18 protein-coding genes and 1 pseudogene are annotated in these 22237 nt (G+C 66.5%); 11 read left to right on the top strand and 8 right to left on the bottom strand.

Annotation, left to right across the window (positions count from 1 at the left end):
- Positions 1–72: 72 nt before the first annotated feature.
- Positions 73–567 carry a hypothetical protein gene (locus EPL00_RS18655; protein ID WP_135854046.1) on the bottom strand — a complete coding sequence of 165 codons (495 nt, stop codon included), beginning with the start codon at positions 565–567 and terminating at the stop codon, positions 73–75.
- 84 nt (positions 568–651) lie between these two features.
- Here EPL00_RS18655 and EPL00_RS18650 point away from each other — a divergent pair, with 84 nt between their 5' ends.
- Positions 652–2001 (top strand): glycosyltransferase family 4 protein, encoded by a 1350-nt coding sequence (locus EPL00_RS18650; protein WP_135854047.1) that lies wholly within the window; start codon positions 652–654, stop codon positions 1999–2001.
- Positions 2002–2005: 4 nt separating this feature from the next.
- Here the strand turns inward: EPL00_RS18650 and EPL00_RS18645 are convergent, their stop codons facing one another.
- Positions 2006–3199, bottom strand: coding sequence for a glycosyltransferase family 4 protein (locus EPL00_RS18645; protein ID WP_162224268.1), 1194 nt, complete (start codon positions 3197–3199; stop codon positions 2006–2008).
- 252 nt (positions 3200–3451) lie between these two features.
- On the opposite strand from EPL00_RS18645, the gene EPL00_RS18640 reads away from it, so the two are divergent.
- The 5 genes from EPL00_RS18640 to EPL00_RS18620 all read left to right on the top strand — a co-directional run bounded on the left by EPL00_RS18640 (position 3452) and on the right by EPL00_RS18620 (position 9575).
- Positions 3452–4579, top strand: coding sequence for a Gfo/Idh/MocA family protein (locus EPL00_RS18640; protein ID WP_135854049.1), 1128 nt, complete (start codon positions 3452–3454; stop codon positions 4577–4579).
- A 112-nt stretch (positions 4580–4691) separates the two neighbouring features.
- Positions 4692–5282: an AsnC family transcriptional regulator gene (locus EPL00_RS18635; RefSeq protein ID WP_135854050.1), complete on the top strand. Its 591-nt coding sequence runs from the start codon at positions 4692–4694 to the stop codon at positions 5280–5282.
- Positions 5283–5498: 216 nt separating this feature from the next.
- The gene (locus EPL00_RS18630) at positions 5499–5957 is read left to right on the top strand and encodes a hypothetical protein (protein WP_135854051.1); all 459 of its coding nucleotides are present in this window, start codon (positions 5499–5501) and stop codon (positions 5955–5957) included.
- Between the two features lie 393 nt (positions 5958–6350).
- Positions 6351–7778 carry a dihydroorotase gene (locus EPL00_RS18625; protein ID WP_135854052.1) on the top strand — a complete coding sequence of 476 codons (1428 nt, stop codon included), beginning with the start codon at positions 6351–6353 and terminating at the stop codon, positions 7776–7778.
- Between the two features lie 114 nt (positions 7779–7892).
- The gene (locus EPL00_RS18620; RefSeq protein ID WP_135854053.1) at positions 7893–9575 is read left to right on the top strand and encodes a gamma-glutamyltransferase family protein; all 1683 of its coding nucleotides are present in this window, start codon (positions 7893–7895) and stop codon (positions 9573–9575) included.
- Between the two features lie 523 nt (positions 9576–10098).
- On the opposite strand, the pseudogene EPL00_RS18615 reads toward EPL00_RS18620, so the two are convergent.
- Positions 10099–10593: pseudogene (locus EPL00_RS18615) on the bottom strand (halocyanin domain-containing protein); the annotation flags it as partial.
- A 25-nt stretch (positions 10594–10618) separates the two neighbouring features.
- The gene (locus EPL00_RS18610) at positions 10619–11767 is read right to left on the bottom strand and encodes a multicopper oxidase domain-containing protein (RefSeq protein WP_135854054.1); all 1149 of its coding nucleotides are present in this window, start codon (positions 11765–11767) and stop codon (positions 10619–10621) included.
- Positions 11768–12001: 234 nt separating this feature from the next.
- Here EPL00_RS18610 and EPL00_RS18605 point away from each other — a divergent pair, with 234 nt between their 5' ends.
- Together EPL00_RS18605 and EPL00_RS18600 are read left to right on the top strand one after the other, a co-directional pair.
- Entirely contained in the window at positions 12002–12379 is a 378-nt protein-coding gene (locus tag EPL00_RS18605; RefSeq protein ID WP_135854055.1) for a transcriptional regulator, read from the top strand.
- Positions 12376–12660, top strand: coding sequence for a DUF7521 family protein (locus EPL00_RS18600; protein ID WP_135854056.1), 285 nt, complete (start codon positions 12376–12378; stop codon positions 12658–12660). The genes EPL00_RS18605 and EPL00_RS18600 overlap by 4 nt, the downstream gene beginning before the upstream one ends.
- A gap of 88 nt (positions 12661–12748) precedes the next feature.
- On the opposite strand, the gene EPL00_RS18595 is transcribed toward EPL00_RS18600, so the two are convergent.
- Entirely contained in the window at positions 12749–13102 is a 354-nt protein-coding gene (locus EPL00_RS18595; RefSeq protein ID WP_135854057.1) for a hypothetical protein, read from the bottom strand.
- A 447-nt stretch (positions 13103–13549) separates the two neighbouring features.
- Here EPL00_RS18595 and EPL00_RS18590 point away from each other — a divergent pair, with 447 nt between their 5' ends.
- Both EPL00_RS18590 and EPL00_RS18585 read left to right on the top strand, forming a co-directional pair.
- A complete protein-coding gene (locus EPL00_RS18590) occupies positions 13550–15325 on the top strand; it encodes an ABC transporter substrate-binding protein (RefSeq protein ID WP_135854058.1) in 1776 nt (591 codons plus the stop codon).
- Positions 15326–15635: 310 nt separating this feature from the next.
- Entirely contained in the window at positions 15636–16610 is a 975-nt protein-coding gene (locus EPL00_RS18585) for a helix-turn-helix transcriptional regulator (protein ID WP_135854059.1), read from the top strand.
- A gap of 54 nt (positions 16611–16664) precedes the next feature.
- Here EPL00_RS18585 and EPL00_RS18580 read toward each other — a convergent pair whose 3' ends face one another.
- Positions 16665–17417, bottom strand: a complete 753-nt coding sequence (locus tag EPL00_RS18580) for a DUF7504 family protein (protein WP_135854060.1) — start codon at positions 17415–17417, stop codon at positions 16665–16667.
- A 286-nt stretch (positions 17418–17703) separates the two neighbouring features.
- On the opposite strand from EPL00_RS18580, the gene EPL00_RS23660 reads away from it, so the two are divergent.
- Complete coding sequence (locus EPL00_RS23660) at positions 17704–17841, top strand: DUF7503 family protein (protein WP_202932692.1); 138 nt, start codon at positions 17704–17706, stop codon at positions 17839–17841.
- Here the strand turns inward: EPL00_RS23660 and EPL00_RS18575 are convergent.
- The gene (locus EPL00_RS18575; RefSeq protein WP_162224267.1) at positions 17838–20225 is read right to left on the bottom strand and encodes a CHAT domain-containing protein; all 2388 of its coding nucleotides are present in this window, start codon (positions 20223–20225) and stop codon (positions 17838–17840) included. The two genes, EPL00_RS23660 and EPL00_RS18575, sit on opposite strands and share 4 nt — an antisense overlap.
- A 191-nt stretch (positions 20226–20416) precedes the next feature.
- Positions 20417–22183 (bottom strand): alkaline phosphatase D family protein, encoded by a 1767-nt coding sequence (locus EPL00_RS18570; RefSeq protein ID WP_162224266.1) that lies wholly within the window; start codon positions 22181–22183, stop codon positions 20417–20419.
- Between the last annotated feature and the right edge of the window lie 54 nt (positions 22184–22237).

The raw sequence follows: 22237 nt of genomic DNA, 5'->3' as shown, positions 1-22237 counted from the left end.
GTCCCCGCGACCGGTGGAAAGCGACGGTTTGTGCGACCGCTAAGGGACGAACACGCGCGAAATCGGCACCGTTCAGTCGTCGGCCGAGGAGCCTCCGCTCCTCGATTCGCCGTCCGCGCCCTCCCGGTCCGGCGACGGTCGCCCGCCCGTTGGCTCCTCGCCGACGAGTTCGCGGTGCCCGGCCGCGACGGCGTAGAGACCGACGACGCCGAGGCCAGCGCCGCCGAGCGCGGTCTTGACCGACGCGAGGACCCACGTGAACTCGTAGACGTACGCCTCGACCGCGCCGACGACCATCGCGGCGACGAACCACGCTCCGGCCGGGAGCGCGAGGAGGGCGTTCTGGTAGAGAATCGTGGCCACGTTGTCGGTCGCCGGAGGTAGCACGTCCGACGCCAGCGCCACGCCGCGCACCACGACGTAGAGCGCGGCCATCACGACGCCCGCGCTCCCGACCGAACCGCCGACGTTCTGAAAGTGCGCGATGCCAGCGAGCAGGTTCCAGAACAGCAGTATTCCGGCGACCGGGAGGGCTTCGAGGGCCAACCGCTTCGGGGACGATAGCATATCGAGCGCGTCTCACTCCCGACGGATAAATCGTACTCCCGCTCCGGCCGCCGAGCATTTGGCCGCCTCCGGCGTTGCTCCTCCATGCACCTCGTCGTGGCGGCGCACGACTTCTACCCCGACCCCGGTTCCGGCGGCACCGGCCGGTACGTCCACGAGACCGCCCGCCGCCTCGCGTCGCGGGGCCACGACGTGTCGGTCCTGACGCGCCGCCGGGGCGAGGTCCCCCGCCGGGAGACGATTGCGGGAGTCCGTGTCGCGCGCTACGACCTCGACATCGCCGAGCGTTCGGCACCGGCAATCGCCCGCCAACTCCCGAGCGCCGTCCGGGAAGTCCGGGACCTCCTCGCGGCCCTGCCCGACCCCGACCTCCTGAGCCTTCAGGGGACCGTCACCGACCCGCTGGCGGACCTCCTCGTGTCCGATGGCGTGCCCCGGAGCGCCACCTTCCACAGCCCGTGGCCGACCGAGTACCGAATCCGCGCGGGCCACGCGGCCGACCGCGCCGACGACGTGGCGGACGAGACCGGTCCCGCGACGGACCCCGCCGGTCCGGACGACGCCGCGCTCTCGGCCCCGCGCCGACGCCTCAACGCCGCGCTCCGCGAGCGAATCGAGCGGTCGGTCCTCGCCGACTGCCAGCAGGTCCTCGCCCTGAGCGAGTTCATGGCCGGGAAACTCCGGGCGGTCCACGGCCCGGCCGCCGACGCCGGGATTCCCGACCCCGCCGTCGTCCCCGGCGGCGTCGATGCGGACCGCTACCGCCCCGACGCGGGCGTCTACGACCCGATGGTCGAGCGCGACCCCGCGACCCCCGACGCGGCGGCCGACGGCGGCCCGGCGAGTCCAACCGACTTCCTGACGGTCCGACGCCTCGCTCCTCGGATGGGCCACGGGATGCTCTTGGAGGCGTTCGAGCGCGTCCTCGCCGATTGCGCCGAGGAGTCGCGCGCCTCCGACCACCGACCCCACCTCTACGTCGCGGGCGACGGGCCGCTCCGCGAGGAGCTAGAACAGAAGGCCGCGACGCTCGGTATCGCCGACGACGTGACCTTCTTGGGCTACGTGCCCGACGAGGACCTGCCCCGAGCGTACGCCACGGCCGACTGCTTCGTCCTGCCGACCCGCGAGTTGGAGGGGTTCGGTCTCGCGACGCTCGAAGCCCTCGCGTCGGGCACGCCGGTCGTCGCCACGCCGGTCGGCGGCACGACCGAGATTTTGGCCGGACTGTCGGACGACGACAGGGTGCCGACCGAGCAGGTCGTCGAATCGGTCACGGCCGACGCGCTGGCCGAGCGCATGCGAGCGTGGGCCGCGCTCGCGCCCGCCGAGCGCGCGGCCGCGGGTCGGGCCTGCCGCGACCACGCTCGCGAGAACTACACGTGGGACTCGACGGCCGACGCGCTGGAAGCGACGTACCGCGAACTCGTCTGAGAAATCAGTCCCCGCTGGCCGGTCGTTCCGCGGGCGCGTCGGTCGGCGTCTCCGAGACCCGTCCGGCGGGCCGGTCCATCGCTTCCGCGACGACCTTCCGAATCCGGCGCTGGAACCGCTCGCGGCCGAACCGGCGGCGAATCGCCTCGGGACCCATCGGTTCGCGCAACTCGCGCTGGAGGTCGGGGTCCGCGGCCACCTCAGCGATTTTCGCTTTCGCGTCCTCGACGCTCCCGTAGAGTAACTCCTCGCGGTCGTCCACGATGGCGTGCTGACTGCCCTCGTTCGGCACGAACGGAATCGCCCCGCCCGCGGCCAGTTCCGCGACGGCCATCCCGAAGTGTTCGTACTCCTTGCCGTGGATGCCGTACTTGTGGGTGCAGATGCGCTCGACCAACTCGTCGCGGGGCACCTCGCCCTCCAACTCGACGTACTCGCGGCCCGACGCGAGGGCTTGTACCTCGCGGCGGTACTCGTCGTCCACGGTCGGCCCGATGACGTGCAGGTGGAGGTCGTGACCGCGCTCGCGGACGCCTTCGGTAATTCGAATCAGTTCCTTGATGCGCTTGCTCCGCTCGATTCGCCCGACCGTGACGATGCCCTCCTCGCGGTCGTCCCACGGTCGCTCCTCGAATTCGCGGGTGTCTATCGGCGGGTGCAGGACCTCGGGCCGGGTTCCGTAGGCGTCTTCGACCACGTCGGCGGTCCACCCGGAGTTGGCCAGCAGGGCGTTCTGCTGGATGTCCTCGCGCTCGACGCCAGCGACCCGCGTCGCCAGTCGCTCGTAGAGGGAGTCCTCCTCGACGGTCGGGTGGAAGATGTGGTCTCGCTCGTCGCTACTCACCGTCCAGTCGAACGGGAAGTGGACGTACTGGACCGAGTTCGATTCGAGTCCCAACTCGTTGATGGTGCTGACGAGGAGGTCGTACTCGTCGCCGTGCCGCCGGGCGTAGCGACCCAACAGGGCGTTCTGGAGGACGTAGTATTTGAGGCCGAACTCGTCGTTGAGCCACGGCGCGAGGAGGCCCGCCCGTTCGACGCTCAGGGCCGCGGGGTCAACGTCGGTGTCGAAGTAGTCGTTCAACTCCCGGAGGTCGGGGTCGGTCAGCGTTAGGACCGTCAGGTCGTGGTCGTCCTGTAGTGCCTCCAAGACGTTCATCGCGACCGCTTCGCCACCCCCTTTGGACATCAGATCCATATGAATAACGGCAATTTCCCCCATCGTATCGGTCTCCTGTGAGAACCAACGCCCGGCCGAAGTTAGGCATTCTGGGCGAAGCGCGATACGTCACCGGCCGGGTACGAGCGGGTATAACGCGACGAACGTATTGTCGGAAAGTGACGCGACGCCGGAGACCGTTAGCCGTTCGGGTTGACAGCGCGAACGCTTTATCACCGGCAACTAATTTAAATCGACGGATTTACATTGAAGAACTACCCCGCGGACGGTATGACAGTACGACTGGGGGCCGTCGGGTTGGGCGGTCTCGGGAGCATCGAACTCGAATTGTACGACGAGATGGACGACGTGGAAGTCGTCGCGGGCGCGGACGTGTCCGAGGAGGCCCGCGAGGAGTTCGCCGCGACCTCCGACGCGCCGACCTACGAGCGCCACGACGAGATGCTGGCGGCCCACGACCTCGACGCCGTCAGCATCGTCACGCCCCACACGCTCCACTACGAGCAGGCGATGGACTGCTTCGCGGCGGGCGCGGACGTGTTCCTCGAAAAGCCGATGGTGACCGGCGTCGAGAACGCCGTCTCGCTCGTCGCCGCGGCCGACGAGCAGGGCCGAATCCTCCAAGTGGGCTACCAGCGCCACTTCGACCCGCTGTTCCGGGAACTCAAGCGCGTGGTCTCCTCGGGTCGAATCGGCGACGTTCACGCCGTCAACGCCTACCTCGGGCAGGACTGGATAGCCCTCCAGCGCGGGACGTGGCGCACCGCCCCCGACCTCTCTGGCGGCGGCCAACTCTACGACTCGGGGAGCCACTTGCTGGACGCCCTCCTCTGGACGCTCGACGCCGAACCCCGACGCGTCGCCGCAGTCACCGACGACCGCGGCGAGGAGGTAGACGTGAACTCTGCGCTGGCGGTCACGCTGGACCGCGATGCCGGAGTCGCCCGTAACGGCGACCGCGAGGACGCCCGCGACGGCCACAGTGACGAGGACTGCGACGGCGAGGAGCGACTGCCCTTCTCGCTCGTCACGGCCAGCGTCGGCGTCGTCGGCGACGGCACCCACGGCGACCCCGACGAGGGAATCGTGTTCTGGGGCACCGAGGGCCACGTCCGGTACGACGAGGACCGCCTCACCGTCTCCGAGGAGGGCGCGACCTACGAGGGCGAGGTTTCGGGCGACAGGGACTTCCTCGCGCTCACCCGGCGAAAGCTCTCGGACTTCGTGCGCGCGGTCGAAGAAGACTCGGACCCCGCGGTGCCGGGGTCGTTCGGCTTGCAGGTGACGGCGCTGACTGAGGCCGCCTACGAGGCCGCCGAGACGGGTCGGACCGTGGACGTGCAGGCCCGCATCGCGGAGGCGCAGACCGAGGCGAACGCGGCGGTCGCCGACGACTGAGCGGCGGCCGGTCGTCGCGCGCCCGCTGACCCGCCGAGCGACTTTTTTCGTACGTTCGCGGCCGAAAGATGACGAAAAGTGTTTCTATCGTGGACAGACAACTCGTTTGATAATGCGAGAACTCGACGAGACCGACCTCGAAATCCTGCAACTCCTCGTGGCCGACGCCCGCCGACCGTACAAGGAGATCGCCGACGCGGTGAACCTCTCGCCGCCGACGGTCTCCGACCGCATCGACCGACTGCGCGAAATCGGCGTCGTGGAGCGATTCACCGTGGACGTGGACCGCTCGCTCCTCTCGGAGGGCGTGGCGGTCCTCGTGGACCTCCACGTCGAACCCGGCCGGGTCTCCTCGGTCCGGGACGGCGTCGAGAAAATCGAGGGCGTCGAACACGTCTTCGTGACCGCGGACGGACACGTCGTCTTCCACGCGCGCCTGCAGGACGGCGCGGTCGAACCCCTGCTGGACGACGTGCTGGACACCGACGACATCCGGGAGTACGAGGTCCGTCTGTTGGCGGACTCGGCGTGGCACCCCGACCCCCGCGGCGTCGAGTTCGCGCTGGAGTGTGACGAGTGTGGCAACTCCGTCACCAGCGAGGGCGAGTCGGCGCGCATCGACGGCGACCTCTACCAGTTCTGCTGTTCGTCGTGCAAGTCCCGCTTCGAGGAGCAGTACGAGGAGCTAAAGGAAGCGGCCTGAGCCTTCGTTTCGACCTTTTCTCCTCTTTCTCGGACGCTCGATTGACCAGACCACCGGCAGACGCTCGACTGATCACCCGATTGTGTGGGCGGAGTGACCGCGAGCGGGGGGCTTTCTAAACTCCTTCTTCGGGGACTCTCGTGGTTACCTCCAAATCACTCCTGACTCGCGACCGCGAACCCACACTTTTTGCCACCCCGATTACAACCCCAAACGATGACTGCCATCTCCGACGCGCTCCCCGACGGCGAGTCGGTCCGCGAGCGCCTGTCGCTCCGGACCGGCGGGTCCGTCGCGCTCTCCGACGACTACCTGCTGGTCGTCACCGACGCGGACTCGGACGACCCGGACCTGACCCGCGTCGCGCTGGACGACGTGGCCGAGGTTACGGTCGAGGAGTTCGACACCTTCCTCGCCGTCTTGAGCGTCCTGTTGGTCGGCTACGGGCTCTACTCGGTTCGAGGAAGCGCGCTCCTCGGACTCGCGTTCGCGGCGTTCGGCGCGGTCAGCCTCTACTGGACGTACCGCAAGCGCGGGAAGGTCCGCATCCGGGTCGAAGGTCGCGCGAAGCCGATTTCCGTCTTCCCGGCCGACACGGACGCTTTCGCGGAGGCGCTTCGGCCACTGCTGGACATCGAGTCGAGCGATGAGCGCGAGGACGACGAGTCGGCGTGAGTCCCGGCGACGAGCAAATCCGAGCAATCTTCCCAGTTTGTCCACCGAATCCGGAAACTGCGTTAATCGACCGGCGCGTGCGGGCGCGCTCCCTCGTGAGCGCGCCCATCCGCGCGAGGGATGTCGGCCGCGGATGCGGCCGACGAGGTTGGGGAGGTGTGAGGCCCGCGGTCGCGGGTTCGTGTGGTCGCGGCGCAGTGACTCCGTGGTGTCGGCATCAGTTCGCTTCATCTCGATTCTCCTCGTTTCTCCCTCTCAACTCTCTTTGTCCCTCCATCTCGATTCTCCTTGCTCCTGATCTCTATTTCGGTCCTTCCGACGATTCCACTCCTCGTCCCGAGTCGGCCCTAGCGCACCCGTAACTCTAAGTCCCGGCCGTCTGTGACACATGTTATGGATACTCATGCAGACCTCCGAGTCACCAACGCCCGCGTCGTCACGCCCAGCGGGACCATCGACGGCGGCGTCGCGGCCGAAGACGGCCGAATTGTCACGGTCGGGAGCGACCGGAATCTCCCCGAGGCCGACCGGACCATCGACGCCGACGGCAACTACCTGATTCCCGGCTTCATCGACCCGCACGTCCACTGGGGGCTGTCGCGCTACGAGTACGATTACCACGAGGGGCTGGCCCACGACTTCGAGACCGAGACCCGAGGAGCGGTCCACGGCGGCGTGACCACCGTGGTCAACTTTCTCCTCCAGCCCGAACCCTACCTGCCCGACATGGACTTCTTCCGCGAGGTCGGCCGCGAGAACTCCTACATCGACTTCGCGTACCACGCCATCGTGCATCAGGACCACCACGTCGAGGAGATACGCGACCTCGCCGACGAGGGCGTTCGCTCGTTCAAGGTATTCTTCAACTGGTACAAGCACGCTTCGCCCGAGTTGGGCATCGACCACTCCGACGCCGGACGAGTCTACAAGGTCCTCGACAAAGTGTCGGACATTAACGACGGCGTGGTGATGTTCCACGCCGAGAACGAGGACTTGGCCGTCGAGCGCCGGAAAGAGTTACGGGACGAGGGGCGTAACGACCTCGAAGCGTGGTCGGAATCTGCACCCAACATCTGCGAGGCGATGCAGATAGAGCAGATCGGCCGCCTCACGGAGTACACCGACTCGCGGGCGTACATCGTCCACATGTCCACGGGCGAGGGCGTGGATATCTGCGAGCGGTTTCAGGAGCGGGGCGTCAACCTCCACGCCGAGACCCTGCCCGCGTTCCTCAGCCACACGAAAGACGACGACGAGTTGGGCGTCTGGGGGAAGATTTCGCCGCCGCTCCGGGGCGAGGAGAGCAGGAAGCGCCTCTGGGAGGGCCTGCGAACCGGTACCGTCGAGTACCTCGGGACCGACCACTGCCCGCACAAAATCGAGTTCAAGGAGAAGGGCGAGGGCAAGCACGGCGACGTGTGGGACGCGATTCCCGGCGACAACAACGGCATCGAGTACTTCCTGCCGGTGATGATGAGCGAGGGCGTCAACAGAAACCGCATCTCGATGGAGCGTCTCGTGGAAGTCGCCTGCGAGAACAACGCCCGGCGGTGGGGTCTCTACCCCCGGAAGGGCGCGCTGGTCGAGGGGTCGGACGCCGACATGGTGCTGGTGGACCTCGAAAAGTCCGCGGTCGTGGACGACGATTTCTACCACACGATGGAACCGCGCTACTCGACGTTCCACGGCGAGGAGCTAACCGGTCTCCCGACTCACACCATCGTCGGCGGCGAGGTCGTCGTGGAGGACGGCGAGTTGCAGGTCGAGAAAGGCGGCCGGGAGTATCTTGCGCGCGGGCCGGAGGGCGTCGTTCGGAACTGAGTGCGGCGACGCCGTGCGAGCGGTTCGAGTCGCGGTTCCGGAACCGGCCGCAGAAAACGGTCCTGTCCTGCCCCTTCCCGGTCGTTTTTGACCCCCGCCACGCAATCCCGAACCATGACCGACTCGGACCCGGACCCCGACCGCTTCACGTCCCGACGCTCGACCGTCCACGCGCCGAACGGACTCGTCGCCACCAGCCAACCGCTCGCCGCCGAGGCGGGCGTCCAGTTGTTGCGCGAGGGCGGCAACGCCTTCGACGCCGCGGTGGCGACCGCCGCGGCGCTCAACGTCGTGGAACCGACCAGTACCGGCCTCGGCGGCGACGTGTTCGCGCTCTACCGGACCGCCGACGGCGAGGTCGGCGCGATGCGCTCCTGCGGCGGCGCGCCCGCGGAGGCGACCATCGAGAACGTCGAGGCGGCGCTGGAGGCCGACGCTGACGCCGCCGAGTACTACCCCGAATCGCGGGGCTACGCGACCGACGCCGATGCCGACGCGGGGATGCCGTTCCTCGGTCCCCACGCGGTCACGGTGCCCGGCACGGCCCGCGGGTGGGAGGCCACCGTGCAGGAGTTGGGCGAGTTGTCGCTCGCCGACGCACTCCAGCCAGCAATCGAGTACGCGACCGAGGGGTACCCCGTCTCCGAAATCATCGCGTCTCACTGGACCGGCGCGGAGGAGTTGTTCACCGACGACCACGCCCGCGAGGCGTACCTCAAAGACGGTCGCGCGCCGGAGGTCGGCGAGCGGATGGCCCTCCCACGACTCGGCGAGTCGATGCGCAAAATCGCCGAGGAGGGCGCGGACGTGGTGTACGAGGGCGAAATCGCGGAGAAAATCGCCCATGAAGTCCAAGCGCAGGGCGGGTTCATGACCGTCGAGGACTTGGCCGACTTCGAACCGGAGTTCCTCGACCCGGTCTCGACGACCTACAACGGCGCGGAAATCTACGAACTCCCGCCGAACAATCAGGGTCTCGTCGCGCTCGAAGCCCTCAACGTCGCCGAGGAGGTCGGCGCTGGCGACTACCCGCTCGACTCGCCCGAGCGCATCCACTACTTCGCGGAAGCGATGAAGCGGGCGTTCCACGACGGCCACCGCTACATCACCGACCCCGAATACGAGGAGATTCCGCCCCTCGCGTCCGAATCGTGGGCCGAGGAGCGCGCGGCGGGCATCGGCGAGACGGCCGACGACGACGTGACGTTCGGCGTGCCCGACGCCCACGCCGAGGACGCCGACACGGTGCTGTTGACCGTCGCCGACAGCGAGGGGAATCTGGTCTCGTTCATCAACTCGCGGTTCGCTGGCTTCGGGTCGGGACTCGTCGCGGGCGACACCGGCATCGCGTTGCAGAACCGCGGGGCCTCCTTCTCGCTGGACCCCGACCACCCCAACAGCCTCGAACCGGGCAAACGCCCGTTCCACACGCTGATTCCGGGCCTCGCGAAGTTCGGCGACGACGACTGGGCGGCCTTCGGCGTGATGGGCGGGTACATGCAACCGCAGGGCCACGTCCAACTAATTTCGAATATCGTGGATTACGACATGCCCCTGCAGGCCGCGCTCGACCACCCGCGCTGGCGCTACCGCGAGTCGGGCGAGTTGGCGGTCGAGGGGCGACTCGACGGGGCCACGCAGTCGAAACTCGCCCGGAAGGGCCACGACGTGCGCGTCCTCCCGCCGGTGATGTTCGGCGGTGCCCAGATTAGCCGCATCGAAGGTCTCGACTCGGGCGAGCCGGTCCTCTCGGGCGCGACCGAACCGCGCAAGGACGGCAACGCGACGGGCTACTGAGCCGGATTTCGGCTCACTGATTTTCGGACGTGTTTGGTTTTGGGCGCGCTCCGTGACTCTTTTTCGACCGGCGCGTGGGGCGCGCTCTCTCGTGAGCGCGCCTAGGCGCGCGAGGGATGAGTCGCGCAGCGAAGCGAGCAACGCAATCGGTTGGGGAGGTGTGAGGCTGTTGCAGTGCTGTAGGGCGGACTCCTTTGAGTCGGCAGTAGTTCGCTTCGATTCAATTTCTACCGTATTCTGGTAGCACTACTATTTCTATCTTTGAGGTACTTATACACTGCTACAAAATATCCACAACCACTCCTAACACTGATGAACATATCTCAAACCGAGAGAGGAGAACCCGAACCGAATACCCAACCCAAACACGACTATCGCCCGCGACGCTCCGCTCTCACGGCCGACGGAGGTCGCCGTCCGGGTCGCGTCCGAACAGCACCGCGCCGAACGCGATGGGCGACAGCAGACCGAGGAGAACGCTCCCGCCGACGGCGTACTCGTCGGCCGAGAGCGAAATCCCGTGGCTCGACTCGCCGCCCGCGGACGCTCCGGCGCTCCCGACGACGACGGCACCCTTCATGCCCATCGTCTTGTGAGGCGTGCAGGCGTACTTCGTGACGCCCTCCTCGTCGAAGGTTTGCTCGAAGGTGTGGCCCGAACTGCCCGTCATCTGGCTCTCGAACGAACCGTCCTCGGCGACGACGTTGTGCGACCCGCCTTTCCCGGTCCACTTCCAGACGACCGTCGTGCCGGGGTCAACGCGGACCGCCGCGGGACCGAACGCGAAGTTGCCTTGGTTGCCCGTCGCGCCGACTTCTATCGTCACCTCGCTGTTGCCGGTCTTATCGACCACGCCGTCGTAGTTCGACACGTTCTCGAACCACGAACCGAGACCGGACTGGGCGCTCGCCGACCCGGCGAGTCCGGCGGTCCCGGCCGCCGTCGCCGTCGCCGCCGCGCCCGCTTTCAGTACGGTCCGTCTCGTCGCGGTCGGTCGCGTCGCCTCTCCGTCTGCCATCGTTTCGTCAGTAGTGGTCATCGTCTCACCCCTCGTATCCGGCGTACTGCATCAGTTGCTTGAAGATGTCCGTGTCCATGGCCTCCTCGTAGACGACGCCGTTGAGCATCCCGCCGGGGTAGCTCCGGCCGTTCATGACGTGGTTGACTTTGTGACAGTGCATCAGGTAGATGCCGGGGTCGGCGTTGGCCTCGAACTCGATGGTGTGGCGCTCGGCGGGCGCGATGTTGGTCACGTCCATGCCGTGACGGGCGGCCTCCGGAATCCGGCCGCCGTCCTTCTCGACCCGCTCGAAGCGGTGGTTGTGGATGTGCATCGGGTGGGACATGTACCCGCCGTTGACGAGGTGCAGGCGCACCGTCTCGCCCTGTTTGACGATGATGGGCGAGCCGTCCTCGGGGTGGAGCGTCCGAGGAGCGGACTTCCCGTTGACGGTGAACACGTCGGGGTTGCGCTTGCGCGGGTTGTAGCTCGCGCTCTGTCCGGCCATCATCCGGGAGAGCGACGAGTCCCACTCTTTCACCGTCATGAAGTACTCCTTGTCGGCGGGTTCGTACCCCTTCGGGTCCACGCGCAGGATGCCGAACATCCCCATCTCGATGTGCCGCGGCGTCTGGAAGTGGCAGTGATAGAGGTGGGTGCCGGGCACGTTCGCGGGAATCTGGTAGGTGTGTTTCTCGCCGGGTTCGACCGTGATGCCGGTCGTCGTGGGCACGCCGTCGTTCTTCCACGTCTTCTGGACGCCGTGGAAGTGGACGGTGTGCGGTCGCTTGCCGTCGGTGTTGTCGAGCGTGACTTCCATGTCCTCGCCCTCGGTCGTTCGGAGGATGGGACCGGGGACGCTCGGGTCGCGGTCGTCGGCTTGGAACGCCCACACGCGGGGGAGTTCGACCGGGCCGCCCATCGAGTCGAGGGGGTGGACCTCGTGTTTGGCGGGTGCGGACTTGAGCGTGACCGAACCGCCCTGCTCGTCTACGTTCACCACTTCGGGGGGACTCGTCGTCGGAAGGGAACTCTGTGCGTTCATGGCTTGCTGTTGGGTCGTCCGTCGGGTTTCGCTGGTCTGACCGCTCGGTGCAGTACAACCGGCCGCGGCCGCCAGACCGCCAGCACCGGTCGCTTTCAGAAAGTCGCGTCGCGAGGGTCCGTCGCCGGGGGCTCCGATGTCGGTCATTGTTACAGTTCCAGCTTATGGGGGCTACTTAAAGAGCGCTGGAGGTGATTCTCAGCGGATGGGACGGGACTCGAACGTGTTCGGTGTGTCGTGCGCTCACAAACGGTACGGTCGGTCCTCGGGAGGAGCGACGCCCGATTCGGACGACCGACGCTCGACTCGGACGCCGGTCCCGAGCGAGTTCGTCACTGAAGTCGAACGAATTATGTATCGCCTTTGGAAACGTTCGAGGAGATGGTTCGAGACCCGGCGGGTATCGAGGAGGACCCCGACCTCCAGACGCTCCTCGACGCGCTCGACGACCCGGACTGCCGGGCCATCGTCAAACGAATCGACGAACCCATGACCGCGAGCGAGATTTCGGACGCGACCGACATCCCGCTCTCGACGGTCTACCGCAAACTGGACATGCTGACCGAGGCGTCGCTCCTCTCGGAACTCACCGAGGTCCGGAGCGACGGCCACCACACGACTCGCTACGACCTCGACTTCGAGGACGTGAACCTCTCACTGACCGAGGAGAACGAGTTCGACGTGGCCGTCTCCCGCCCGGCCCGGAGCGCCGAGGAGCGCCTCGCGGACATGTGGTCGGAGGTGCGCAAAGAGACATGAACGAACTGACCCAACTCACCTCGCTGGTAGTGGCGCTGAAGACAGTCACGCTCCTGCTCGGCGGCCTCATCACGTTCTTCGCGTTCAAGGCCTACCGCCGGACCGACTCCCCGGCGCTCCGGGCGCTCGCGCTCGGGTTCGGCGTCGTCACCCTCGGCGCGTTTCTGGCGGGCATCGCCGACCAGATAGTCGGCATCGACCGCGAGGTCGTCCTCGTCATCGAGAGTACCTTGACCGCGGCCGGATTCGGCGTTATCACGTACTCGTTGTACGTGGAGTAGCGAGGGTTCTCCTCGTGTAGCGAGGGTTTTCCCTCGTCGAGTAGCGAGGGTTCTCCTCGCTCCATTCTGCGTCCTCGAATTCTGCGTCTCACTCGAATAGCTCTGACTCGGCGTAGAAGAGGTAGATGACGAGGAGAAAGAAGACGGTACTCACCGCGCCGGTCACCAGCCCGATTTGGCGGTACTGCATCCCCTCGAACAGCCAGAGGACCCCGAGCATGGCGACGTACAGCGCCGCGAGGAGGTAGACCACCGCGCGCCAGAACTCCGTGAAGAAAAACACCACGCCGCCGAAGAACAGCGCGGCCACGACCAAGAACTGTGGTTCGTCGCCCGTAACCCCGAGATAGAGGTGGATGCCCCCCAGCAGTGCCGCCAGCAGGGCGGCGAGCCAGTCGAACGCCGTCTCGCGGTCCCCGTGTCGCGCCCGGCCGATGCTCATACAGCGGGTACGAGAGCCACGATGAAATGTCTGCTTCCCGTTCCCCAGCGGCGGGAGGTCGGTCACGACTCGCTTCGCCGCCGCGCGAGGAGCGCCAGCGTCGTCGCCGTCCGCGGGGTCGCTTCGTTCTCGTCGGCGGGGGTCTGTCGTCGCCGTCTGCGGGGTCGCCGGTGTCGGTCGGGTGGCTCCGTCGTCGGTCCCGTCTTCTCCGACCGCTGTAGTTTCGATGAGATGCCACAACCGCTCCGAGGGCGGGTTAGGGACCGCGTACCCACTCAGTAGATTGTTCTTTCTTCCGACCGGCCGGGATTCAGGTTAGCGTTCGGAGTGGATTTCACAACTCCTCGTCGTCTCAAACCCGCGATAGAGGAGGCCGTTTTACTAATCCCCCGATACCGCATTATAAATAATTAACTACATATGCAATAGCGTGGTCCTTCTATTTGCATGTCCGAGAAATCCAACATGTCTCGTCGGTCGTTCCTGAAGGCGACCGGCGGGGCGGCATCGGCTGTCGCGATTACGGGGAGCGCGGCGGGCCAAGAGACGACCACTCAGGGTGACGGGGCGGCACAGGGGACGCTGAACCTCATCAACTCCACGATGAGTACGCTGGACCCCATCAAGGCGACCGACACCGCCTCGGGGACGGTTATCCAGCAGATTTTCGACGCGCTGATGAACTATCCGGACGGGGAGATAGAGGTCCAGACGCAACTCGCACAGGGGTTCGAGACCTCCGAGGACTTCTCGACGTACACGTTCAACCTCAAACAGGGCGCGCAGTTCCACGGTGACTTCGGCGAAGTCACCGCACAGGACTTCGTGTATGCGTGGGAGCGACTCGCGGCCTCGGACGAATCCCGGCGGGCGTACTTCATCCTCGACTCCATCGGCGTCCAGCACGAGACCGACGACGAGGGCAACTACCAGCCGGGGACGCTCGCGGTGAACGCGGTGGACGACTACACGCTGGAAGTGAACCTCGAAGAGCCGTTCCACGCCACGCTCCCGATGCTGGCGTACACGTCGTTCGCGGCGCTCCCGGAGGGCATCGTCGGCGACATCCAAGGCTACGACGGCGAGATTCCGTATCAGGAGTTCGCGACCTCGAACCCCGTGGGTGCTGGGCCGTTCGAGTTCGTCCGCTGGCAGTCCAACGACGAGGCGGAGGTCTCGCGGTTCGCGAACTACCACGGCCAACCCGCGCAGGTCGAGGCGGTCAACTGGCGCATCATCGAGGACGACAACGCCCGGTACACCTACGCGATGAACCGGAACGCCGACTACTTCCCGATTCCGACGCCGTTCTACAACCCGAACAACGTCACTGTCGAGGAGACCGACGACCTCGGGCGGCAGTTCGGCACCTACGGGCCGGTCCGGAACGGCGCGACGCTGAACTTCCTCGCGGTGCCGACGATAAACGCCTTCTACATCGGGTTCAACACGGCGCAAGTCGAGAAGCCCGCGCGGCAGGCCGCGGCGTACGCGATGAACCAGAATCAGGTCATCGACCAGATTTTCAAGGAGCGGGGACAGGCCGCCTACCACTTCACGCCGCCGAGCATCTACCCCGGCGGCCCCGACGCCTACGACCAGCACGCCGAGCAGAACTACCCGTACGGTTACGACCAGACCCAGATTCAGCAGGCCCGGCAGGTGATGGAGGAGGCCGGGTACGGGCCGAACAACCAGTACGAGTTCACCTTCACCATCTACTCGGGGTCGGACACGTGGCAACAGACGGCACAACTCCTGCGCGACCAGTTGGCGAGCGCGCACATCTCGATGAACGTCGAGACCGCGCCGTTCTCGACGCTCCTCCAGCGGGGCCGGGAAGGGAACCTACAGGCCTACTCGCTGGGGTGGATAATGGACTGGCCCGCGCCGGACAACTTCCTGCAACTGTTGAACCCGCCACAGACCGACACCTCGCAGGACGCGCCCATCTCGTACGTCAACTGGTCGGGCACGCAGGCGGCCCAGCGGGCGACCAGCGCCTACGAGCAGGTGCAGGACAACCCCGCGCCGACCGACGAGGCCGAGGCGGCGCGCAACGAGTCGTACGTCCAGATGGAGGAGGCCAACTGGGAGGACGTGGTGTTCCTGCCGGTGTACCACCGGACCGACCAGCGGTTCTGGTACGACAACGTGGACATCTCGCGGTTCGGTGCCGCGGGGACGAGTCGCCAGATGTACAACACGACCGAACTGGAATAACCGCTCGGGAGAACATTTTTTGCGGGGACCTGCGAGACTCGCTCGTCGCCAGTCACTGCGAGTCGTCCGAGACACTGTACACTGCGAAGTTGTGGGGAGGAGTCCTCCCCGTCAGACAATGGTATGGCCGGTGTCAGACGCACGCAGCGGCTGGTCTACGGCACCAGCGATTGGACGAACGAACCCTACCTGCTTTATCTCACTCGTTGGAGATTTCACTCAAATCGTAGTTACTACTATAAAAGTCCGGCGACGACTTAAATGCACGATTTCGCATGGTTTCTTGTGAGGCGGGTGACTACGGTCGGATATGCGCTCCCGCTCCGCCGACCTCCAGAAGTGTCTTCGAGCGCGAAGTCACTTTTTGGCCCACCTCCGCCGTCCTCGCCAGAAGTGCGAACTGGCCGACAACCTCGAAGAATCGCGCTCGACCATCGACCGCGCGCTCAGGGAACTGGAAGACGCCGAGTTCGTCGAGCGCGCCGACCGCGGCTACCGGACGACGCTGACCGGCGAACTCGCGCTCGAAGCCTACAGACGCTACAGCGCCCGCCTCGACGGACTCGCCGCGGCCCGCGAGGCCCTCGACCCGTTAGGGACCGACGCGGCGCTCGACGGCGCGCTCTTCGAGGAGGCCACCGTCTCGCTCCCCACGTCGTGTTCGCCCCACGCGCCGGTCGAGGCGCTGGAGTCGCTCCTCGACGGTGCCGACCACGCCCGCGTGTTCGCCACGGCGGTCATCCCCGCCTACGTGGACATCTACTACGAGCAGATAGTCGAGAAGGGCATGACCGCCGACATCGTCTGCGCGGAGGGCGTCCTCGACTGGATTCTCGCCCGACGCGAGGAGCAACTGACCGCTATCGCCGAGTGCAACGGCGTGACGCTGTGGGAGACGAGCGCCGACCGAGCCGTCAGTCTCGTCGTGACCGAGCGCGAGGACCCCGACGCGGCGAGCGACGGGAGCGAGTCGGGAGGACGACGCGAGGACGAACCGACGAAAAATCACGACCGCGCGTCCGCGAACGCGCTCGCGGACACGGCCGCGGACGCACACGAGAGCGCGCCCGACGCCGACCGGTCGCGCGGGACCGACGCCGCTCGGTCCGCTCGGGGCCGCGACTCGGACCGACCGGCCAAGCGAGTCGGCGCGATGATATACGACGACGGGCAACTGGTCGGGTTCGTCCACACCGACGCTCGCGCGGCCGTCGCGTGGGGCGAGGCGGTCGTGGACCGCCTCGAAGCCGACGCGATGCGTTTGGGCGGGCCTGTCGAGAGTTGAGTCGGGGAGAAAATCGCGAGACGACGGACCGTCTCCTCGGGGGTTCGCCGACCGCTACAGCGGCGTCCAACCGCTCGTGATGTCGCGGTCGGGGACGTGCCAGCGTTGCTCTACGTCGTGGCCGCGCTCGTCGGGGTTCACCGTCCGGAGTTCGATGACCGCATCGACCGACGGGACGAGCGACTGGACGCGCTCGGCGTCGTACTCGTCCGGCAGGACGTAGTGGGCCATTGCGTCGTTGTCCCGGACGTACGCGCCGACCAGTTCGAGGCAGTTCCGGACGACCTCCTCGCCGTGGTGTTCGACCAGCGGCGTGAGCGAATCGACGCCGACGCGGAGGTCCGAGGGGTCGAGCGCCCCGGCGTTGCGCGCGACCGCCTGAATCGCTTCCGCGAGACTCGACTGGAGGCCCTGCAACTGCGGGTCGGCCACGCAGGTCTCGTGAATCCCGGCGAGTTCGGGCGGCGCGGCCTCGCTCTGGGCCGTGACCGACCGCGGCGCGCCAGCGTGGTTGACGATACGAGTCGTCTCGGTCAGCGGCCGGGGCGTCGTCTCGGCGTCCGGAAGTCGGTCGGCGACGCTCTGGGTCGTCGCGTCGGTGACGGCCAGCACTCGATAGCGGAGTATATCCGGGTCTCCCAGTAGCTGACTGCTCGCGCGGGTGAACACCTCTCGCGGAGCGTCCCCGACGACCAGCAGGTTACAGCCGGTCGCTTTCAGCTCGTTTAGCACGTTGAGGAACTCGTTTATCTGGTCGTCGGGCGGGCCGTCGTCTCCTCCCCGAGGTGTGGAACTATCCGTCGTCATAACTGTTACCGTATCAGAGGTTCCACCTATTAGCTTATAAATTTTCCTCCTGAAAACGAGTGGATACAATAAGGTTGTGGCCAGAATCCGGAGATTATTACCGATTCAGAGCCTACTGCCAGCCCGCGGCCGAGTGACGCGCCGAACGAGGAGTCCGGACGATACTTCCAAGTTCGTTGACCGTGACATAGACACGTAAGTTATAGCCTCTGACATTCTATCTTCTTTTTGCTCTAGGAAATATTTAGAAAATTAGATAATTCCCGGCGTTCGATATACTACTGTAATGGCACAGAAGACAGACCTCACGGAATGGCTCGCAGAGAACCCGCGGATGATGGGCGCGCTCTTTACACTGATGCTACTGCTCTCGCAGGCAGGGAACGTGGCGGCAGGTTCCGGCGGCGCAAAGCTTGGTCCTTAAATACCAGCCCACACGTCCGACCAAGTTAATTCTCCATTGACGAGTAACGGCTCAGGATAGGATTCGAGAATTTCTTTGAATTGGTCCATCGTCGTCTCTCCTTTTCCACATTCACCGATGGCTACATGATGTCTCTCGATTTGTGGAAGATAGCTCACGATAGTTCCCCCGATACTGAACCCCCACATGGGGTATGAATACATCTGGACCTCGAACGACTCAGATTCCTCTCCTTCATGAAAAATATGGTACATGAATGGAATCCCGTTTTCAGATTGGCAGAGCGTTACGCTAGGACTGCCAACGACAACGTACTCCTTCCCGAGCGAGGTGTGTTCGCGGACGATGGTCATCGCGTGGCCGATACTGAACCCGTGGCGGAATAGCCCCGCCAGCGTCTCGCCGACCTCCACGGCTCCCTCGTTCCAGAGGTCCCCGAGGCTCACGACCGCCGCGCTCGCGCCCGCCTCGACCAGCGCGACGCCTTGGTCGTGGGAGCGACAGCCGTTGAGGAGAACCGTGGTCGCACCGGTCTCCTCGATTGCGGCGGCGTCCAAGACGCCGTCCGAACACTGGAAGCCCAGTCCGTCGATGTGGCCGACGAAGTGGAACATGTCGGTCTCCTCGGCCAGCAGGTCGCGCAGGCGCTCGGTGGTCACGCCGAACTCGCAGGTGACGCTGGCCCGCAGGTCGTCGCGGTCGGCGTAGATTTCGGCCGCCGAGTCCCACTCGCTCCGCATCTGCTCGTCGTTGCAGGCGACCGTAATCTCGACCGTGCCGTCCTCCGACGCGGCCGACTCGTGTTCGAAGGCCGGTTTGAGGAGCTTCGTCCCCTCCACCGGCGTCCGGTCGCCGATCCACGCCTGTTCGAGCGCGTCGGTCTCGGGCAGGGGCATGTAGCCGCCCTCGCCGGGCACGCCGCGGGCCTCCTCGGGGTCGGCCGCGGCGTCCGCGTCGTTCCCCGACTCGCCACTGGCGTTCTCCGGCCCGTCGCCGTCGCTCTCCGCTCCGTCACCGCCGCTCTCCTCGCCGTCTCCGGCGTCGGGGTCCTCCAACTCGTCGAACTGGCTCCGGCGCGTCGAACGTCGCAGACTCGCCGACCGGAGGAAGTCCTCGCGCTCCTCGCCCGCGGCCGCGGTCGGAGGTCGGGACTCGTCCGCCGCCGGAGCCTTCGACTCGCCCGTCGTCGGAGTCTCGGACTCGCCCGCGGTCGAGCGGTCGTCCGCGCCGCCGGGCGACCTGACGAACGCGTTCAGCGCCTCGTTGGTCTCCTGCTGGGACTCGCTCGGCGACCACGCCTCGTCGCGGCCGGGCTTGACCCGGACCAGCGAGAGGTCGTTGACGACGTACGGCAGGAGTTCCGCCGCGTCGGGACCGGGGTCAGCCTCGACGTGCGTGACGCGGTGCCACGGCGACTCGATGGCCGCGAAGGCGTCGTCGTCCACCGCGAGGTACGCCGCGAGTCGGTCGGCGGGCGACGCCTCGTACAGCGCCTCGAAGTCGAACTCGCCGACCGATTCGAGGAGTTCCCGCTCGTGGAGTTCGTCGGGGTACAGCCCCTCGGTTCGGGTCACGCAGTCCAGCAGGAACACGCGCTTGAGAATCGCCTCGACCTCCTCGCCGACGGCGGCCACGTCCTCGCCCAAGAACCGGTTCACGCCCGAGTCGGCCGTGAGGCGCGCGGTCTCGCCGGGCACCACCTCCGCGCCGAGGTAGTAGGCCAGCGGCGCGACGGTGTAGACGTGGCCGTACTCCGGCGGCACCGCAATTTCGATGCCGGTGTCGGGGGTCTCCAGCGCGTCCGGAATCGACAACTCCTCGCCGCGCTCGACCCGAGGAGGATGCCCGCGCAGGGTCGGCCACGCGCGCTCGGGGCTGGTCGTCTTCAGCGCCGACGGGAACGCCGACACCGCCGCCATCACGGCCTCGGGGTCGTCGGGGACCGTAATCGTCGCCGCCGGGGAACTGTGGTACGACCGCGCGCCGACCGCGACCGAGACCTCGCCGTCGAACTCGACGGCCACGGCGTCGTCGCTCGCGTCGATGGTCATCCCACCGGTCGCTCGCAAGTAGACCTTGATGGGCGAGTGGAGTTCCAGCAGGTACTCGTCGTCGGAAAACTCGCGGGTCGTCGGCAGGTCGATGGACGCCAGATGGTCGCCCTCGGGCGTCCTGACCTCCATCGGGACCATGTAGGGAAACGCGAAGCGACCGGTCGTAATCCGGCACGCGGTCGCGACCGGAAACGCGAACCGGTCGGTGTCGGCCGCGGTCGGCGTCACCGGCGAGTCGGTCAGCAGCGAGAAGTGACGCGTCTCGATGGGGTCTACGATGTCGAGGCCGGTCGCGTCGGACAGGGGACTGAACGTCGGTTGCGTGGACATTGGTTGCGGCCTCCGGAACTGTACGTTTCGTCTCAGTGAAACCCTAAAAATCCTCGGTCCCGTTGCACGTCGGTTTCGCGCGGAACGGTCGCCGGTCGCGTGCCGACTCGGTTCGGCCGCGCGCTGACCCGGTTCGGCCACGCGCTGACCCGGTTCGGCCACGCGCTGACCCGGTTCGGTTGCGGGCCGACTCAGTCCTCGCTTCCGTCGGTCCGCTCCATCTCGACCGACCCCGCGGGCACCCGGTAGCGCCGGAGGAGTTCCTTCGGCGCGTCGGCGGCGTCCACGGTGCGGTCCACGGCGTAGGCCGAGTAGACCAACTCGTCGCGGGTCACGTCCACGACCGCGTACCCCCAGTGACTGCTGTCGAACCACTGGACGTGGGGGTTCTCCGCGCGGAGCGCGGCGACCAGCACGTCGGTCCCCGACTCGGGCAACTGCCCCGACGCGACGAGGTTGTCGCTACTTATCGCGGGAGCCATGAACTCGACGCCGACGCGCTCGCTCCCGTCGTCGCCACCGCTTTCCTCACCGCCGCCACCGTCGCCTCCCGCGGTCAACTCGAAGTCGGTCGCGAGATAGCTGGCGAGGTAGCTGTGCATGTCGCCGGTCAGCGCGACGACGTTTGACACGTCGGCCTCGGCGAGTTGCGAGAGGACCCGCTCGCGCTCGGTCGCGTAGCCGTCCCACGCGTCGGCGTTGACCGTTATCCGGCCGTCTTCGAGGAACCGGAACGAGGCCGCCAACACCTCGTTGGCCCAGAGCTTCCACCGGGCGTCCGAGTCGGCCATCCCCGACGTGAGCCACGACCGCTGGTCGTCCCCGAGCATCGTCCGCCCGGAGTTCTCGACGGCGGCCTCGACCGGGACCGCGACCGTCTCGTCGTCGGTCCCCGGCGGCTCCGACCGGTAGAGCCGCTCGTCGGTCACGAACAGGTCCGCGAGGTCGCCGAACTGCAACGACCGGTAGAGCCGGAAGTTCTCCCGGATGGCGTCGGGCGCTAGCTCCTCGCCCGAAGGGTCGTATCGCGCTCTCACCGGGACGTACTCGGTGTAGGCCCGAATCCCGTCCACGTACAACTGGCGCATGAACTCCGGGTCGTCGCCGCGGGGGTGTTTCTCCGTCTTCGGCGCGTCGGCGTCGTAGTCCCACCACCGGTCGCCGACTATCTCGTGGTCGTCCCACGTGTGAATCAGCGTGTGGTTCCGAAGCGCACGCCGGAGGAACTCGTCGCTCCGATACTGCCGGTAGAGGTATCGAAAGTCCACCAGCCCGTGGGCCTTCTCGTGGCCGGTCGGGAGGTCGAGCGACCGGTCGCCGATACCGTCGCCACCCATCTCGTAGATGAGGTCCCCGAGGTGGACGAGGAAGTCCACGTCCTCGTCGGCGACGTGCGCGAACGCGCCGAAGTAGCCCTGTAGGTAGTGGTTGCACGAGGCGACCGCGAGACTGAGCGAGTCGGGACTCGCGCCGGGTTTCGGGAGCGTCCGACACCGACCGACCCGACTGGCCGCGCCGTCGTAGACGAACCGGTAAAAATACTCACTGTCGGGGTTCAACTCCCCGTCTACGTCCACCGTCGCGGTGTAGTCGCGCTTCGGACCGACCTGCTCGGCCGGAACCGTCCCGCGGTAGACCGTGTTCCCGAACTGCTCGTCTTCGGCGACTTCGACGCCCAGTTTCGTCCCCTCGGAGAAGGCGTCGCGCGCGATTCGCGTCCAGAGGAGAACCCCGTTCGGCGTCGGACCGCCGCTGGCGACCGAGTGGGGAAAGACCTCCTCGGCCGCCTCCTGTCGAACGTCGAACGTCTCGGCATTCTCGTCGCTCTCGTCGTGCGGTTCGGGAACGAGTCGCGGCGCGGTGGCGTCCGCCGCGGCGAGCGCCGACAGTGCGGACCCGAGCGTGGTCGCGCCCGCCGCTTTCAGAACTCCTCGGCGCGTCGACTGTCGTTCTGGCACGGAGGCTCTGACGCTATCGACCGTCATATAACTGCGGGCGGCGCTCGCTCCGTG

Origin of the sequence: Halorussus salinus (genome assembly GCF_004765815.2) — an archaeon.
In the GTDB taxonomy this organism is placed as follows: domain Archaea; phylum Halobacteriota; class Halobacteria; order Halobacteriales; family Haladaptataceae; genus Halorussus; species Halorussus salinus.
Note: the sequence above shows the minus strand (reverse complement) of the source record. Positions and strands in the feature narration are given on the sequence as shown.

Bases quoted from the DNA above. Each gene is read 5' to 3' on its own strand.
- EPL00_RS18620 (WP_135854053.1), top strand. From the start codon at position 7,893: ATGACCGACTCGGACCCGGACCCCGACCGCTTCACGTCCCGACGCTCG.
- EPL00_RS18575 (WP_162224267.1), bottom strand. From the start codon at position 20,225: ATGTCCACGCAACCGACGTTCAGTCCCCTGTCCGACGCGACCGGCCTC.
- EPL00_RS18630 (WP_135854051.1), top strand. From the start codon at position 5,499: ATGACTGCCATCTCCGACGCGCTCCCCGACGGCGAGTCGGTCCGCGAG.
- EPL00_RS18625 (WP_135854052.1), top strand. From the start codon at position 6,351: ATGGATACTCATGCAGACCTCCGAGTCACCAACGCCCGCGTCGTCACG.
- EPL00_RS18605 (WP_135854055.1), top strand. From the start codon at position 12,002: ATGGTTCGAGACCCGGCGGGTATCGAGGAGGACCCCGACCTCCAGACG.
- EPL00_RS18640 (WP_135854049.1), top strand. From the start codon at position 3,452: ATGACAGTACGACTGGGGGCCGTCGGGTTGGGCGGTCTCGGGAGCATC.
- EPL00_RS18600 (WP_135854056.1), top strand. From the start codon at position 12,376: ATGAACGAACTGACCCAACTCACCTCGCTGGTAGTGGCGCTGAAGACA.
- EPL00_RS18650 (WP_135854047.1), top strand. From the start codon at position 652: ATGCACCTCGTCGTGGCGGCGCACGACTTCTACCCCGACCCCGGTTCC.
- EPL00_RS23660 (WP_202932692.1), top strand. From the start codon at position 17,704: ATGGCACAGAAGACAGACCTCACGGAATGGCTCGCAGAGAACCCGCGG.
- EPL00_RS18645 (WP_162224268.1), bottom strand. From the start codon at position 3,199: ATGGATCTGATGTCCAAAGGGGGTGGCGAAGCGGTCGCGATGAACGTC.
- EPL00_RS18590 (WP_135854058.1), top strand. From the start codon at position 13,550: ATGTCCGAGAAATCCAACATGTCTCGTCGGTCGTTCCTGAAGGCGACC.
- EPL00_RS18585 (WP_135854059.1), top strand. From the start codon at position 15,636: ATGCGCTCCCGCTCCGCCGACCTCCAGAAGTGTCTTCGAGCGCGAAGT.
- EPL00_RS18655 (WP_135854046.1), bottom strand. From the start codon at position 567: ATGCTATCGTCCCCGAAGCGGTTGGCCCTCGAAGCCCTCCCGGTCGCC.
- EPL00_RS18635 (WP_135854050.1), top strand. From the start codon at position 4,692: ATGCGAGAACTCGACGAGACCGACCTCGAAATCCTGCAACTCCTCGTG.
- EPL00_RS18595 (WP_135854057.1), bottom strand. From the start codon at position 13,102: ATGAGCATCGGCCGGGCGCGACACGGGGACCGCGAGACGGCGTTCGAC.
- EPL00_RS18610 (WP_135854054.1), bottom strand. From the start codon at position 11,767: ATGACCGACATCGGAGCCCCCGGCGACGGACCCTCGCGACGCGACTTT.
- EPL00_RS18580 (WP_135854060.1), bottom strand. From the start codon at position 17,417: ATGACGACGGATAGTTCCACACCTCGGGGAGGAGACGACGGCCCGCCC.